Here is a 14,929-nt window from a genome sequence, read left to right on the forward strand (position 1 = left end):
CAGCCAGACTTAGTCCCGCATCGCCCTCCGTGCGCTGTCCGTCCGCTGCCGGGGATTGCCGAGCCGGACATCCGCGCTGAGCACCGTGACTCCGGTGGTGGACACCAGCACGGGGTTGATTTCCAGCAGGGCAATCTCGGGGTGCTCGTCCTTGAGCAGGGCCAGCCGGGAAATCAGGTCCTCCAGGGCGGCCACGTTGGCCTTGGGCAGGCCCTGGTAGCCGAAGAGCTTTCCGGAGGCGCGCGGCGCCCGGACCAGATCGGCCACGTCGGTGTCCGTCAGCGGGGGAATACCGTGCGCCCAGTCATCCAGGAGGTTCACCGCATCTCCGGCCAGGCCAAAGGACAGCACCGGCCCCAGCAGCGGGTCTTCGATGGCCCGCACCATGCAGCCCTGCCCCGACGGCGCCATGGACTGCACCTCGAGTTCAAAGCTGCCGTAAGGTTCCAGCGACTGCTTCATCTGGGCGATGTTGGTGCGCAGCTCCTCCGGGGTGGAGATGTTCAGCCGCACGCCACCCAGGTCCAGGCGGTGCCGCAGGTGCTCGTCCATGGTCTTGATGACCACCGGCCAGCCGAGGGAGTCGGCCGCCGCAACCGCTTCGTCCTCCGTGGTGAAGGGCAGCGACGGCAGCAGCTCCACTCCGTAGAAGCCCAGCAGCCGGGCCGTCTCCGCGGAAGACAGCCGCATCAGGCCGTCACCGGTCACCCGTGACAGCAGCCCTTCGAGGAAGGCGCGCGCTCCGTCGGGATCGGTGCCGGCCGGCTCGATGAAATGCCCGTGGTCGCGGGCCGACCACTCCGTGTAACGGACCAGGGACGCGAGCGCCGCGACGGCGGCACCCGGGCTGGAGAAGCACGGCAGGCCGGGCTGGCGTCCGCCGCTGTCACCGGCACCGGCGCCGGAGGTCAGGAGTCCCTCCACCTGTGCACCCGGGTCCATGATCCCGGTAAAAGCCGCCACAACGGGCTTGCCGGTCTCCACCGCACATTCCTGCAGGCACTGTCCGATCTTCTCCATCGTCAGCCCCGGGGAAGGCAGCAGTGTGACGACGGCGGCGTGGATGGCGTCGTCGGCGAGCGTTTTGGTGACGGCGGCACGCAGCAGCGGCAGCGCAACGCTCATTCCCGTGTCCAGGACCAGGTCGGTCTGCAGGCTGCCCAGTTCCAGGTCCAGGCCGAGGGCTGCATCGGCAATCACGCGGCCCAGCGCATTATTGTTGCTGAACACGGCCAGCGAGCGGCCCGCCGGCAGCGGCTGGCTGACGGCAATCTGCGCGACGTCCATGAGCTGTTCATTGGTGTTGACCCGGATGACGCCGGACTGGCGGAGCATGGCGTCCAAGGCCCCGGCCGGCGCCTGCGTGGTCCGGACGGCATGGCCCGGGGGAAGCTTCAGGCCGGTAACGTCGGATTTGGCGACGATCACCGGTTTGGAGGTGGCAAGCCGGCGGGCGATGCGGGAGAACTTGCGCGGGTTTCCCACGGACTCCAGGTACATCCCCACTACCCGGGTGTCGGTGTCATCCTCCCAGTACTGCATGGCGTCGTTGCCGGACACATCGGCCCGGTTGCCGGCGGAAATCGTGGAGGACAGGCCCAGGCCGCGCCGCTGCGCCGCGGCGTAGAGCAGCACGCCGATGCCCGCGGACTGGCTGAACAGACCCAGTCCCCCACGCACCGGCATGGACGGGGCCATGGAGGCATTCAGGGAAATGTCGGGGCGGGTGTTGATCAGGCCCAGCGACGCCGGACCCACCACGCGCATGCCGTTGGCACGGGCGTGGCGCACCAGGCGGCGCTGCCGGGCCAGGCCGCGTTCGCCGTCGTTGGCAAATCCGGCGGTGGCAACGAGCAGTTCCTTGACCCCGGCACGGGCGCATTCCTCGGCAACGGTGAGGACCTGGTCATACGGCACGGCAATGATGGCCAGCTGCACCTGCTCCGGCACGTCGCCAATCCGGGCGTGGGACACCATGCCGGCCAGTTCGAAGGCTTCAGGATTGACGGCGTAGACCGATCCGGTGAAACCGCCCTCGATGATGTGCTCGAGCAGCTGGTATCCCACGGCTCCCCACTCGCGGCTGGCACCGATCACCGCGACCGACGACGGCGAGAGCAGGTCCGCGACACTGCGGGCCTCCGCGCGGTGCTCGCGGGCTTCCATCACCGCCCGGGACTTGTCCGTGGGGTCGATGTTGAAGTCGAGGGCGATGACGCCGTCGTCGAAATGCCGGCGCACCTCGTAGCCGGCGTCAGCGAAGACGCCGATCATCTTACGGTTTTCGGGCAGCACCTCGGCGGAGAACCGGCGGATGCCGTTTTCGCGTGCCGCGGCGGCCAGGTGCTCCAGCAGGATGGATCCCAGGCCCCGGCCCTGGTGTCCGTCGGCAATGTTGAACGCCACCTCGGCCTCGGTGGGATCGTCCAGGCGGTCGTAGCGGCCGATGCCGATGATTTCCGATCCGATGGTGATGACAAACGCCACCCGGTCCCGGTAATCGACGTTGGTGAAGCGGGCCAGTTCCTTGTTGCTCAGTTTGGCCTTGTAGGTGAAGAACCGCAGGTAGATGGAGCTCTGCGACTGCTTCATGTGGAATTCCTGCAGGGCCGGCGCATCCTCAGGCGTGACCGGTCTGAGATGCCCGGTGCCGCCGTCCCGCAACACCACGTCAGCTTCCCAATATTCGGGGTAATGTCCCTGCTCCGCCATAGACTCAGAGTAGTGGGATTTTTTCTCCACTGCCTGCAGGGCGCTCCGGCCGCCGCGCCTCCGTCCCCTGCACCCCCGTTTACTCCCTAACTGCAAGGACCCGACAACAGCATGGCCCGGCGCCAAACCGTCTCCAAGACAGCACCCGGCGAGATCATCGCCGAGAACATCATCGACATTGATGTCACCACCGAGATGGAAGGTTCCTTCCTCGAGTACGCGTACTCGGTGATCTATTCGCGCGCCCTCCCCGATGCCCGTGACGGGCTGAAGCCTGTCCAGCGGCGCATCCTGTACATGATGGCCGACATGGGGCTGCGGCCGGACCGCGGCCATGTGAAGTCCGCCCGTGTGGTCGGCGAGGTGATGGGCAAGCTCCATCCCCACGGCGATTCCGCGATTTACGACGCCATGGTGCGCATGGCCCAGAGCTGGGCGCTGCGCCTGCCGCTGATCGACGGGCACGGAAACTTTGGCTCGCTCGACGACGGCCCCGCCGCGGCGCGGTACACCGAAGCCCGGCTGGCGGCTCCCGCGCTGACGCTGACGGATCATCTGGACGAAGACGTGGTGGACTTCGTTCCCAACTACGACAACCAGCTGATGCAGCCCGAGGTGCTCCCCGCGGCCTTCCCCAACCTGCTCGTCAACGGCGCCACGGGCATTGCCGTGGGCATGGCCACGAACATGGCGCCGCACAACCTCGGCGAGGTGATTGCCGCCACCCAGCACCTGATCGCGAACCCCGACGCGTCGCTCGATGAGCTAATGCGGTTCATCCCAGGCCCCGACCTGCCCAGCGGCGGACGGATCGTGGGCCTGGACGGCATCCGCGATGCCTACGCCTCGGGGCGCGGATCCTTCAAAACCCGCGCCAAGGTGGAAGTGGAGCAGCTGACCGCCCGCCGCACCGGCCTGGTGGTCACCGAACTGCCGTACATGGTGGGCCCGGAAAAGGTCATCGAGAAAATCAAGGACGCGGTCACGTCCAAGAAACTGCAGGGCATCTCGGACATCGTGGACCTGACCGACCGCAGCCACGGCCTGCGCCTGGTGATTGAGCTCAAGAACGGGTTCAACCCCAACGCCGTGCTGGCCCAGCTGTACAAGTACACCCCCATGGAAGATTCCTTCGGGATCAACAACGTCACGCTCGTGGACGGCCAGCCCCGGACCCTCGGACTGGTGGAGCTGCTGCAGGTGTATGTGGCGCACCGCCTCGGCGTCGTCCGCCGGCGCACCGCATACCGGCTGCGCCGGAAGCAGGAGCGGCTGCACCTGGTCGAGGGCCTGCTGATCGCCATTGTGGACATTGACGAGGTCATCCAGATCATCCGCTCCTCGGATGAAACGGCCCAGGCCCGTGAACGCCTGATGGCCATTTACGACCTCAGCGAAATCCAGGCCAACCACATCCTGGAACTGCGGCTGCGCCAGCTCACCAAGTACTCACGCATCGAGCTGGAAAAGGAAAAGGACGAGCTGGAACTGGCCATCAAGGAACTCCAGGCCATCCTGGACTCCGAGCCGCGGCTGCGCGCCCTGGTGTCCGACGAACTCGGCGAGGTGGCCGCGAAGTACGCCACGCCGCGCCGAACCGTGCTGCTGGAATCCGAGGCCTCATCCCCGCTGAAGGGCGTGGCCGCGGCTCCCGCCGTCACCGGCAAGGGCGCCAAAGCTGCCCTGCCACTGGAAATCGCCGATGATCCGTGCTGGGTCATCCTGACAACGTCCGGGCAGCTGGCCCGCACCGCCAATCAGGAACCGCTCACCGAGGCGGGCCAGCGCGTGCGGCACGATGTGTTCCGTTCCGTGGTGAAAACGACGGCGCGCGGCGAGATCGGGGCGGTGACGTCGTCGGGCCGGATGGTCCGTGTCCAGGTCCTGGACATGCCTGCCCTGCCGCCCACGTCGGGCCTGCCCAACATGGCCGGCGGAGTGCCGGTCAAGGACTTCATGACGCTGTCCAAGGGTGAAAAGCTGGTCGGCCTGGTGCCGCTGAACGAGATCGTGGCCCTGGGCACGCGCAACGGCATTGTGAAGCGGGTGAACCCCGAGTATCCGCTGAACCGCGACGACTGGGAAGCGATCACGCTCAAGCCCAAGGACGAAGTAGTGGGCGTGGGAGTGGCGCAGCAGGACACCGATGAGCTGGTGTTCATCACCGAACAGGCCCAGCTGCTCCGGTTCAGCGCATCGCTGGTCCGGCCGCAGGGCCGCACCGCGGGTGGTGTCGCCGGCATCAAGCTGGGCGCCGATGACCGGGTGCTGTTCTTTGGCGTGGTGGCGCAGAATGACCCGGCGGCCGTGGTCGTCACCGTTTCCACCGGCAGCGAGACCATCCCGGGCACGCCCGGCGGTTCCGTGAAGGTGACCGAGTTTGCCGAGTATCCGGTCAAGGGCCGGGCCACGGGCGGGGTGCGCGCGCACCGGTTCCTCAAGGGCGAGGATGCCCTGGCAGTGGCGTGGGCCGGGCATGGTCCGGCGAAGGCCGCGGCCGCCAATGGCGTGGCGCGGGCACTGCCGACCGAACACGGGCGGCGGGACGGCTCCGGCATTCCGCTGACCAATGCGGTGGATCAGGTGGGGCCGAGCAACACCCCGGTTGAACCAGGCCAGGACCCGGCGGCGGGCTGAGTCCCGCGGCGCTGAGGTTCCTTGAATGTGCTGCGGTTCCTCGAAAGTGCCGGAGTTTCGGCGTGGAGCCCGCCGGGCATCCGGACCTTGAGTTCGTGGCCCGGGGGCTCCGCACCGGTTGGTGTCCCCGGATCGGTGCGGTACGCAAGCCAACGTGCAGATCAAGGGGCTCAAGAACGCGTCCTCGGGGACCTCGCCGATCTATCGTGCAGATCAAGGGCCTTCCGCAGATCTATCGTGCAGATAAGGGGCTCAAGAACGCGTTTCCGGGGCCCTAGACCCCATTATCTGCACGAAGGATATTCTGATCGCCCGTTATCTGCACGAAGGATCGACACACGGGGGCCAAACAGGTGCTGCGGCGTCTATCGTGCAGATAAGGGGCTCAAGAACGCGTTTCCGGGGCCCTAGTCCCCATTATCTGCACGAAGGATATTCTGATCGCCCGTTATCTGCACGAAGGATCGGCACATGGGGGCCAAACAGGCGCTGCGGCGTCTCTCGTGCAGATCAAGGGCCTTCCGCAGATCTATCGTGCAGATAAGGGGCTCAAGAAGGCTTTTCCGGGGCCCTAGACCCCATTATCTGCACGAAGGATATTTTGATCGCCCGTTATCTGCACAAAGGATGCCTGACTCTCGTGGGCCCGCACCAACCGGCCCGGGGTCCTTCCGTTTGGTGACCTGATCACGGCAGAGGCCGGGGGCCCTTTGGGGACCGCCCGGCCTCGTGTCGCGCCACTCTTCGCGCACCAAGGTTCGTGCGCGCTCAGCTGGCAGGCACCGGAACCGTCTTGCCGAAGCGGCGCAGCCGCAGCGAGTTTCCGACCACCAGCACGGAGCTGGCGGCCATCGCGGCGCCGGCGATCATCGGATTCAGCAGGCCCAGGGCCGCAACCGGAATGCCGATCGCGTTGTAGAAGAAGGCCCAAAACAGGTTTGTCTTGATGGTGCGCAGCGTCCGCCGGGACAGTTCGATGGCGGTGGCCACCTGCCCGAGGTCGTTGCCCATGACGGTCAGGTCCGCCGCTTCAATGGCGACATCGGTGCCCGAGCCCATCGCAATGCCCAAGTCCGCCTGTGCCAGGGCCGGTGCATCATTCACGCCGTCTCCGGCCATGGCCACGGTGGCACCCTGCGCCTGGAACCGCTTGACGGCTTCCACTTTGCCCTCGGGGCGCACATCGGCGAGCACGTCCTCGGGGGCAATGCCCACGGCTTCCGCCACCCGGGCAGCCACCACGGCGTTGTCCCCGGTCAGCAGCACCGGCCGCAGGCCCAGGGCGCGCAGCCTGGTAATGGCGGCCACGGAACCGGGCTTGAGGTTGTCCTGCAGGCTGATGATTCCGGCGGCGTGTCCGTCCACCGCCACGAGGATCGCGGTGGAGCCGGCTTCCTGTTCGGTCCTGAGCATGTTCCGGGCGTCTTCCCCCAGCAAAATGCCGTTCTCTTCGAGCCAGCCCGGACGGCCGGCGACGACGGCGCGGCCCTCCACGGTGCCGCGGACGCCTCCGCCCGGTGCGGAGTCGAACTCCGTCACCGGAGCCAGGACCTGTCCGCCGGCATCATGTTCAGCGGCTGCCTTTGCTGCCGCGGCGATTGCGACGGCGATGGGGTGCTCCCCCGCCGCCTCAACCGACCCGGCGAGCCGGAGCAGCGCGGCCTCATCGCGGTCCGGATCAAAGGTTAGGGTCCGGACCACCGACAACCGTCCGTCGGTGACGGTGCCGGTCTTGTCCAGCACGATGGTGTCCACGGTCCGCGTATCCTCCAGCACCTGCGGGCCCTTGATCAGGATGCCCAGCTGGGCGCCTCGTCCGGTGCCGGTCAGCAGGCCCACGGGGGTGGCCAGGCCCAGGGCACACGGGCAGGCGATGACCAGCACCGCGACGGCGGCTGTGAAGGCCCCCTGCAGGTCGCCACTGAAGATCATCCACAGCACAAAGGTCAGCACCGCGATCCCCAGGACAATGGGGACGAAGACCGCGCTGATCCGGTCCGCGAGCCGGGCAATCGGTGCCTTGCCGGTTTGCGCGGCGCTCACCATCCGGCCCATCTGGGCCAGGGTGGTTTCGCTGCCGACCCGGGTGGCACGGACCAGCAACCGGCCGGAAGCGTTTACCGTGGCGCCGGTGACGGCGTCGCCGGGGCCCACCTCCACCGGCACTGACTCGCCGGTGATCAGCGATGCGTCGACTGCGGAGCGCCCTTCGGTGACCACGCCGTCGGCCGCGATCTTCTCACCGGGGCGGACGACAATCATGTCCCCGACCTGCAGCTGGTCGGCCGGGACACGGACCTCGGACCCGTTGCGCAGCACGGTCGCGTCCTTGGCGCCCAAGCTGAGCAGCGCCTTCAGGGCATCACCCGCGCGGGCCTTTGCATTGGCCTCCAGATAGCGGCCCAGGAGCAGGAAGGTGACGACGACGGCGGCCACCTCGAAGTACAGGTTGGCGTGCCCGGAATCCGCTTCCGCCATGCCGGCCATGCCGGTGTGGGCGGTCAGCGACGGATCCGCGGCCAGGGTCACCAGCGAGAACAGATAGGAAGCGATCACGCCGATGGACACAAGAGTGTCCATGGTCGAGGCGAAGTGCCGCGCGTTGATGGCCGCGGCGCGGTGGAACGGCCAGGCGGACCAGGTGACAACCGGCAGCGACAGCACCGCGGCAAACCAGCCCCAGTTGCTGAACTGCATGGCGGGCAGCATGGACACGAGGAACACCGGGACGGTCAGCACGGCAGCCAGGATCAGGCGGGGACGCAGGGCGGCGGCGGTTCCGCCGTGGGACATATGGTCTTCACCGCCGCCGTGGTCTTCACCGTGGCCGTGGTCCGAGCCCGTTCCGCCGTGGGCCAGATGGTCCGCGCCGGCGTCACCGTGCGTGCCGCCTGCCGGGCCGTCGCCATGTGTGGCGCCGGCATGGACTTCGTGTGGCGGGCGGAGGCGGGTGGATCCCGCCGGCCGCACCACGCGTGCCTTGTAGCCGGCCGAATCAACGGTCCGCACAATCTCCTCGTCGCTCACGCCGTCGGGAACCGTCACCTGCGCGGATTCCAACGGAAGGTTGACGGTGGCCTCGACGCCGTCGAGCTTGCCGAGTTTGCGTTCCACCCGGCCGACACAGGAAGCGCAGGTCATCCCCTCAATCTTCAGGTTGATAACCCGCGGATGCGGCTGCTGAAGCAGATCTTCGGTACTCATAACTGCTGTCCTTCCGGGAAGTGCTGTGTGCGGTGCCGGGCGAAGCACCGGGGGTTAGGCCGAGGCTTCCACCACGAGGTAGCCGGCCTCGGCTACGGCTTCGCCGAGTTCGACGGGGGTGAGGGTGCGGCTGGAGGTGACGACGGCGGTCGAGACTCCGCCTGCGTTCAGGTCAACGTTGACGGACTCGACGCCGTCAAGGGCCTCGAGCTCCTCAGTGACGGATGCGACGCAGTGGCCGCAGGTCATGCCGGAGATGTTGAGTGTGGTTTCCATGGGGTTCGCTCCTGGAAGGTTGTTGGGTGTGGTTTTGGCGGGCCGTTCGGCTCGTTTGATGCGGGGTGTTCAGCGCAGGAAACGTTCAGCGCAGGAGGCGGCCGATGGCGTCAGTGGCTTCCTGGACCTTGGCCTGAACCAGATCCGGGTTGCCCGTGGCGTCGGCCTCCCGCGCGGCATCCACCACGCAGTGGGACATGTGGTCCTGCACCAGTCCGAGGCTTACGGCATGCAGCGCCTTATTGATGGCTGCAACCTGGGTCAGGATGTCGATGCAGTACTTGTCGTCCTCCACCATGCGGGCAATCCCGCGGACCTGTCCCTCAATCCGGCGCAGCCGCTTGAGGTAGGCCTCCTTGTCGCTGGCGTATCCGTGCGCGCCGTCGTGCGGACCCGGTGAAGCGGCGGGAACCGGCACACCGTCGCCGGGCTGGTCCCGGTGGGCCTCTTCCGTGTGGACATGTTCCGTTGCTGCACTCATGGCTGCTCTCCCTTGCTGGTCAATCTGCAGCCAACATATACCCCTATGGGGTATGTCGTCAAGTACCCCCAGGGGGTATGTGGGACGACAGTTTGTCCGGCGGCGTTACTGCCAGGCCCACCCTGCCGCGGGCCTGCCGCGTCCGGACGGCGGAGCCGCTTCCGTAGTTTTGACGAGCCAGGGATTTTTCGCCAGGTCGCGGCCCAGATTGCCCGTTTGGGGTTCGGGCCGGCGGGCGGCCAACGCCAGCTCCCGGGCCAGACGCGCCGCTGACGCCGTGGTGAAACGCTCACCCAGCAGGGCCCGGCTCAGGTCCCGGTCGATCCAGAGTGCGTCAAGGACCGCTCCGGCCGTGCGCGCGATGATGGCGTCATGGTCAAAGGGCAGGCCCTGCACCGCCGCCGCGCGCACGGCCGCCGCTCCCCCGCCGGCAGCGCGGTCCGTGCCTGCCCCGCCGCCCCGGGCGCTGGATTCGACTGAGTCACCCACTGCCGGATCAAGGACAACGGCGTGCACGATGGACAGCGTGGGCCCGCGGGGGTCCCGGTCGGGGTTGTCGAAGACGCCGGCGCCGGTGATGCTCCGGATCGATTCCTCTTCGATTCCGGCCTTGGTTTTCAGCGCCCGGACGGCAGCCTCGGCCAGCCGCTCCTTCGGTGACAGCAGAACTCCGGGCAGAGCCGGCTCCCCCAAGAAGGGTTCGAAGATACGTTGTGCGAGGATCACCTCCAGGACACCGTCCCGGAACAGGAAGGGGACGGTGTCGATGGAAACAAGCGGCTGCTGCGGGAGGGTCATGAGGCGATGTTACCGAGCACCGTACGCACATCGGCAAAGGACTGGCGGCGGAGGAACTCCCCGTTGGCCCAAACCGGCTCCAGCAGGGATGCCGCCTCCTGCTCCGGCGTGGCCTTTTCGATGAGGACCAGTTCGCCGTCGTCGTCCCGGGTGACGGCCAAACGGCCGGTGGCCGAACGCTTGGAGCCGAACCCCTTGGCGGTGACCGGATCCTTGAACACGTTCCGGCCTGCGCCGTCGACCTCGATGTACGTGACCTTCACAGCGGAGGAAAAGGTGTCGCGGGTGACGTACTGGTAGGTGAACGATCCGGCGCCCAGGACGATGTTCTCGGAGGCGTACCCCGCCGCTTCCAGGCGTGCGGTGATGTCGGCGGCGCGCTCGGGGGTGATGGAATCCCCGTACATCACGCGCACGTTGTTCAGGACCCGGTAGCCGGCGTCGTTGGGTGTGGAGCCAAATTCTGCGTCCAGGAGGGCGACGACGCCGAAGTGGGCGGGGTTTTCGGCCATGGTCGGAGCAGTATCCGGAACGGCGGCACCGGGGCGGGTGGAGGTGCCGCAGACGATGTCGGCCGGGTCTCCGGAGTCGGGACGGATGACGACGTTGCCGTCACGGGCGGTGATGACGTCCTTGAGCTCCGGCAGGACGTGCTGCAGCACGTGCCACAGGTCGTAGCCGTCGGAAACCAGCGAAATGTTGCCGGTGGGGTTGACCTCAAGGATGTGCCGGAAGGTTTCAGCCTCCCCCTCCTGGCCGCCGGCGCACATCACCGCGTGTTCGCTGGCTGGGATGGAGCCGAGGATCTGGCCGTTGTCCGCGCCGAAGGCGGAGTTGTAGTAGCGGCGGATAAAGTCGGCGGAGCCGAGGGAGTCCGAGCCCTTGAAGGAGAGCAGGTGGCCTGCGCCGGAGGCGGCAGCGGCTTCGATGCCTGACATGCCGCGGAAGGAGAAGTCGTGCAGCTGCCAGTCCACGAATGCGGCATCCGTGCCGGTCTTTACTGCGGCCGTATCCAGGATGCCGCGGTACTTGTCGGCAATGGAGGCGGCGGTGGAAGGCTGCCAAATGGAGGCACTCAGCGCGGTCTCGATGTAGTTCACGAGCCAGAAGAATTCCGGTTCGGTGGACTCGACGGTGACCGACGGGACCTGCAGGGGAACCCGGGTGCCTTCAGGCAGGGCACGGAAGATCAGCGGCAGGCAGCCGCGGCGGTGCAGGGCCCGAATGTGGCCGGTTCCGATGGTGTTCGGTCCCAGGATGTCATTGAGCCCGGCTTGGTATTCGGCGACGGCGGTGTCCTCGTCGGCGGCGAAAAACGGCGCGAAGGCTTCGATGCAGAACTTCTGCAGGAACGCCTGCAGGCCAAAGTGCACCACGTGGTCCACGCCCTCAAGGCGGGATCCCCGGTTGGTGAAGTTGGAGAGGACCTTGGTGGTGCCCCGGGGGTACATGTGGATGTGGCCGAGCTTGTAAGCGTCGGTCTGGAAGAGTGCCGCGGTGATGCTGGCGGTGGTCAGTTTGGTGGCGGGTGCGGTGGCGGTCATGACCTGTCCTTAGGGTGGGATGCGGAAATTAGACGAGGTGGGACATTAGATGAGGTGGGAAATCAGGGGCGTGATGCAGGCACCGACGTCCGGATTGGCTGCGCCGGGGTGTGAGTCGGTGGTGAAGATGGTTCCGTAAGCCTGTGTGAGCTGTGCGGCGTTGCCGGAGAAGACGCCGTGGCTGACCCAGAGGTCCAAGCGGTCCGGCCCGAGGCCCGTTGCCGCGGCCAGTCCCATGAAGGTTCCACCGCCGTCGCAGATGTCATCCACCACCAGGAATCGGCCTTCTTCCGGCAGTTCCTCGCAGGTGAACCCGGACAGCTGGCCCGTGGTGAAGTCGCGGTGCTTGGCGGCATGGAACAGCGGCAGGCCCAGTGCTGCGGCGGTGACGGCCGTACGGGCCTTGGCTCCCTCATCCGGGCAAATGACGCCGGCGTAACGGGAGGTGGCTTTTTTCACTGCACGGGCGATCACGTTCTCAGCGCCCACCACCCGCAGGTTGTTGACCATGGCCGGCATGACGGGCGAGTGCGGGTCGAAGCAGACCACCTCGTCGGCGTTCATCGCGTTGATGAGGTTCGCGTAGACCCGGGCCCCGAAGGGATTGCCGCGGTCCTGGCGCGCACCGGGCAGGTACGGAATGAGGGCACTGACCTGGTGGCCGCCCTGGTGGGCGTAGTCGATCCACATGGCCGCACTCATGTAGTCATTGGCATCAGCACCGGTGAGGTACAGGTACAGCGGGGTTTCATCCCGCGCACCGTCAGTCTTGATGTGGGCTTCCCCCGCCGGAAACCTCATGGCGGTGGCGGCCGAGCGGACGGTGAATCCCGGGGTTACCGAAGCGAATGTCGTGATCATGGATTCACGGTAACACAAATAAACCTCATCTGAGGTTTATTTGTGGGGAAGAATTCGGCGGTCCCTCGGGTGCGGGCTCGAACCGGCCCGCCGGGGCACGCCGGCTCCCGGGGACGTGCGTCTCACGTAGGCTTGAGGGGTGGGTACCAATCAGCTTTCAGCCGCTTCCGAGGACTACCTCAAGGTCATTTGGACCGCACAGGAATGGACCGACGCTCCAGTGACCGTTTCCGCCCTGTCCGCGCACGTGGGCAATTCGCCGTCGTCGGTCTCCGAGGCGGTTAAGAAGCTGACGGCGCAGGGTCTGTTGACCCACGCCCGCTACGGTTCGATCACGCTCACGGAGGCCGGAACGCGTGAGGCCGTGGCCATGGTGCGCCGGCACCGGCTGATCGAGACGTTCCTCGTGGAGTATCTGGATTACGGCTGGGATGAAGTCCATGACGAAGCCGAGCACTTGGAGCATGCGGTCTCCGACAAGATGGTGAACGCCCTGGACCGGCGGCTGGGCTATCCGGTCCGGGATCCGCACGGTGACCCGATTCCGTCCCGGGACGGCAGCTTTCCGCCACTGGCCGCCGTGCGGCTGAGCGCGTGCGAGGCCGGCACCTCCGCAACCATCGCGCGGGTCTCGGACACCGATCCGGAGCTGCTGCGCTACCTGGCCAATCTGGGGCTGCACCTGGATGTGCAGGTGCAGGTGCTGCAGCGCCAGGCCTACGCGGGCACGCTGACGCTGGCTGCCGCAGGCGAACGCCTGGAACTGGGCCTCCCCGCCGCCCAGTCGATCTGGGTCCTGCCCGGCGTTCCGGAAGCATAGCGGGACCGGGATGCACCCGGGCCGCCTGCAGCTGTGGTGGCTGCCTGTCGGAGCCGGCGGCCACGTGGTCATACACACCAGCCGCTGGTGGGAGCTTGTGCAGGCCCGGCGCCTCCACCGCCGGCCGCAGCCACTGTTCCACAGTGCCTTGATTGTCGACGCCGGCGATGTGGAGCACGTCATCGAAATGGCCCCGGCCTGGGGCCGAAATGATCCCGCCCGCCGAGTTGTCGCCACCGGGCCCGTCGGGCTGCGGCAGCTGGGCCGCTTCCGGCTGTTCCGCTATGAGGTCCGGTGCTGGCCGAACGGGATCCTGCCCGACCGGCGGTATGCCGCCGGCAGGCCGGTGGAGTTCGAACTGGCCCCTGGCGCTGCCTCCGCGCTGATCGACCGGGTTGCGGCAGTGCCGCGTTACGTGTGGGGGCAGCAGCTGCCAGGCTCCGGGGACATGTGGAACTCCAACTCCCTCACCTCCTGGCTGCTGCAGGGCGCCGGAATCGATGCCGCCGGCCTCCGTCCCCCGGGCGGCGGCCGGGCCCCGGGATGGGACGCGGGAATCACGGCGGCCAGGGGCGGGACGGATTAGCCCTGCGGCAGAACCTGCAGGTCGAAAACGACTTCGCGGTAGGTCGGCGTGTAGCCAAGCCGCTCATACAGGCCCAGGGCGCCGGAGGGGTTTTCCGTGTCGACGCCGAGCCCGGCGCGTTCCATGCCCGAAGCCTTGTACCGGCGCATCGCCTCGCCGAGCATGGCCGGAGCCAGTCCCATACCGCGCCAGTTCCGGCGCACGCCGAGGAGTTCGGTGTAGCCCTCGGTGTAGCCGTGCATGTTTTTGCCGTCCGGATCGAAGGACGCGATGTTGTAGCCGGCAATTTCACCGGATGCGGTGTCCACCACCGCGAAGGTCCAGTCCGGCCGAAAATGCGGATGCTCGACGTTATGCTGCCACCGCTCCGGGTCCCGCTCCTCACTGCCCCAGTGGTCCTGGAACACTTCGTTGTGCGCCTGCCGCAGCGCCTCGGAGATGTCCTGGTTGAAGGTCACGTATTCCATCCCCTCCGGGAGGGGAGCATCGGGAATGCCGGCATCCAGCGGCCGGGTCATCTCGGTGAAGTAGCGCACAACCTTGGCCCCTGCCGCGTGGAACAGTGCCACGTGCGAGGCGTTGTCCTCCTCGGCCATGCAGCGCAGCAGGCCTGCCTCCGTGCCCGTCTCCAGCAGGCGCTCCCGGGACCGCTGCACCTGCCAGCGCAGCACCGCGGTGCCGATGCCGCGGCGGCGCCACTGCGGGTCCACTCCCCCGGAACCGTGGATCTTGTCCGACCCCTCGGTCCGGACAAGGCTGGCATACGCCCGGGGAATGCCGTCCCGATCCAGGCCCAGCAGTGTGTCGCGCGCCGGGTTGTCGGAGCTGGAGGACAGGGTATGCTCCAGATCCGCGCGCTGCTCCACATAACCGGGCTTGTCCGCGGCCGCGATGCGGCGAATCAGCTCGAGCCAGCCGTCAATATCCTCGGCCGTGATGGCCCGCCAGCGCAGGCCGGTGGTCGGTGCGGGAACTTCAGGAGGTGTTGTCGTCATTTTTCCAGCCTAGAA

Annotated in this window: 11 protein-coding genes; 3 read left to right on the forward strand and 8 right to left on the reverse strand. The window is 67.2% G+C overall.

Going from position 1 to position 14,929, the window contains the following annotated elements; genetic code table 11:
- Positions 1–9 precede the first annotated feature (9 nt).
- Positions 10–2,712, reverse strand: coding sequence for a GNAT family N-acetyltransferase (locus AAE021_RS08455; RefSeq protein ID WP_342025164.1), 2,703 nt, complete (start codon positions 2,710–2,712; stop codon positions 10–12).
- 111 nt (positions 2,713–2,823) lie between these two features.
- Between AAE021_RS08455 and AAE021_RS08460 the strand changes: the two genes are divergently transcribed.
- Positions 2,824–5,349: a DNA topoisomerase IV subunit A gene (locus AAE021_RS08460; RefSeq protein ID WP_342025165.1), complete on the forward strand. Its 2,526-nt coding sequence runs from the start codon at positions 2,824–2,826 to the stop codon at positions 5,347–5,349.
- A 768-nt stretch (positions 5,350–6,117) separates the two neighbouring features.
- Here AAE021_RS08460 and AAE021_RS08465 read toward each other — a convergent pair.
- The 6 genes from AAE021_RS08465 to AAE021_RS08490 all read right to left on the reverse strand — a co-directional run bounded on the left by AAE021_RS08465 (position 6,118) and on the right by AAE021_RS08490 (position 12,513).
- Complete coding sequence (locus tag AAE021_RS08465; protein WP_342025166.1) at positions 6,118–8,553, reverse strand: heavy metal translocating P-type ATPase; 2,436 nt, start codon at positions 8,551–8,553, stop codon at positions 6,118–6,120.
- A gap of 54 nt (positions 8,554–8,607) precedes the next feature.
- The gene (locus AAE021_RS08470; protein ID WP_342025167.1) at positions 8,608–8,829 is read right to left on the reverse strand and encodes a heavy-metal-associated domain-containing protein; all 222 of its coding nucleotides are present in this window, start codon (positions 8,827–8,829) and stop codon (positions 8,608–8,610) included.
- Positions 8,830–8,914: 85 nt separating this feature from the next.
- A complete protein-coding gene (locus AAE021_RS08475; protein ID WP_342025168.1) occupies positions 8,915–9,310 on the reverse strand; it encodes a metal-sensitive transcriptional regulator in 396 nt (131 codons plus the stop codon).
- Positions 9,311–9,415: 105 nt separating this feature from the next.
- Entirely contained in the window at positions 9,416–10,108 is a 693-nt protein-coding gene (locus tag AAE021_RS08480; RefSeq protein ID WP_342025169.1) for a hypothetical protein, read from the reverse strand.
- Positions 10,105–11,652, reverse strand: coding sequence for a nicotinate phosphoribosyltransferase (locus AAE021_RS08485; RefSeq protein ID WP_342025170.1), 1,548 nt, complete (start codon positions 11,650–11,652; stop codon positions 10,105–10,107). Before AAE021_RS08485 ends, AAE021_RS08480 begins: the two co-directional genes overlap by 4 nt.
- 45 nt (positions 11,653–11,697) lie before the next feature.
- The gene (locus tag AAE021_RS08490) at positions 11,698–12,513 is read right to left on the reverse strand and encodes a ribose-phosphate pyrophosphokinase (RefSeq protein WP_342025171.1); all 816 of its coding nucleotides are present in this window, start codon (positions 12,511–12,513) and stop codon (positions 11,698–11,700) included.
- A 139-nt stretch (positions 12,514–12,652) separates the two neighbouring features.
- On the opposite strand from AAE021_RS08490, the gene AAE021_RS08495 reads away from it, so the two are divergent.
- Positions 12,653–13,333 (forward strand): metal-dependent transcriptional regulator, encoded by a 681-nt coding sequence (locus tag AAE021_RS08495; RefSeq protein ID WP_342025172.1) that lies wholly within the window; start codon positions 12,653–12,655, stop codon positions 13,331–13,333.
- A gap of 10 nt (positions 13,334–13,343) precedes the next feature.
- Positions 13,344–13,919, forward strand: a complete 576-nt coding sequence (locus tag AAE021_RS08500; protein WP_342025173.1) for a hypothetical protein — start codon at positions 13,344–13,346, stop codon at positions 13,917–13,919.
- Here the strand turns inward: AAE021_RS08500 and AAE021_RS08505 are convergent.
- Positions 13,916–14,914, reverse strand: a complete 999-nt coding sequence (locus tag AAE021_RS08505) for a GNAT family N-acetyltransferase (RefSeq protein ID WP_342025174.1) — start codon at positions 14,912–14,914, stop codon at positions 13,916–13,918. The genes AAE021_RS08500 and AAE021_RS08505 overlap by 4 nt on opposite strands.
- Positions 14,915–14,929: the final 15 nt, after the last annotated feature.

This window comes from Arthrobacter citreus, assembly GCF_038405225.1.
Taxonomy (GTDB): Bacteria; Actinomycetota; Actinomycetes; order Actinomycetales; family Micrococcaceae; genus Arthrobacter_B; species Arthrobacter_B citreus_A.

What these genes read in the sequence shown, in the direction of transcription:
- AAE021_RS08505 (WP_342025174.1), bottom strand. Translation starts at nt 14,914, where the DNA reads ATGACGACAACACCTCCTGAAGTTCCCGCACCGACCACCGGCCTGCGC.
- AAE021_RS08455 (WP_342025164.1), bottom strand. Translation starts at nt 2,712, where the DNA reads ATGGCGGAGCAGGGACATTACCCCGAATATTGGGAAGCTGACGTGGTG.
- AAE021_RS08465 (WP_342025166.1), bottom strand. Translation starts at nt 8,553, where the DNA reads ATGAGTACCGAAGATCTGCTTCAGCAGCCGCATCCGCGGGTTATCAAC.
- AAE021_RS08500 (WP_342025173.1), top strand. Translation starts at nt 13,344, where the DNA reads ATGCACCCGGGCCGCCTGCAGCTGTGGTGGCTGCCTGTCGGAGCCGGC.
- AAE021_RS08485 (WP_342025170.1), bottom strand. Translation starts at nt 11,652, where the DNA reads ATGACCGCCACCGCACCCGCCACCAAACTGACCACCGCCAGCATCACC.
- AAE021_RS08490 (WP_342025171.1), bottom strand. Translation starts at nt 12,513, where the DNA reads ATGATCACGACATTCGCTTCGGTAACCCCGGGATTCACCGTCCGCTCG.
- AAE021_RS08480 (WP_342025169.1), bottom strand. Translation starts at nt 10,108, where the DNA reads ATGACCCTCCCGCAGCAGCCGCTTGTTTCCATCGACACCGTCCCCTTC.
- AAE021_RS08470 (WP_342025167.1), bottom strand. Translation starts at nt 8,829, where the DNA reads ATGGAAACCACACTCAACATCTCCGGCATGACCTGCGGCCACTGCGTC.
- AAE021_RS08460 (WP_342025165.1), top strand. Translation starts at nt 2,824, where the DNA reads ATGGCCCGGCGCCAAACCGTCTCCAAGACAGCACCCGGCGAGATCATC.
- AAE021_RS08475 (WP_342025168.1), bottom strand. Translation starts at nt 9,310, where the DNA reads ATGAGTGCAGCAACGGAACATGTCCACACGGAAGAGGCCCACCGGGAC.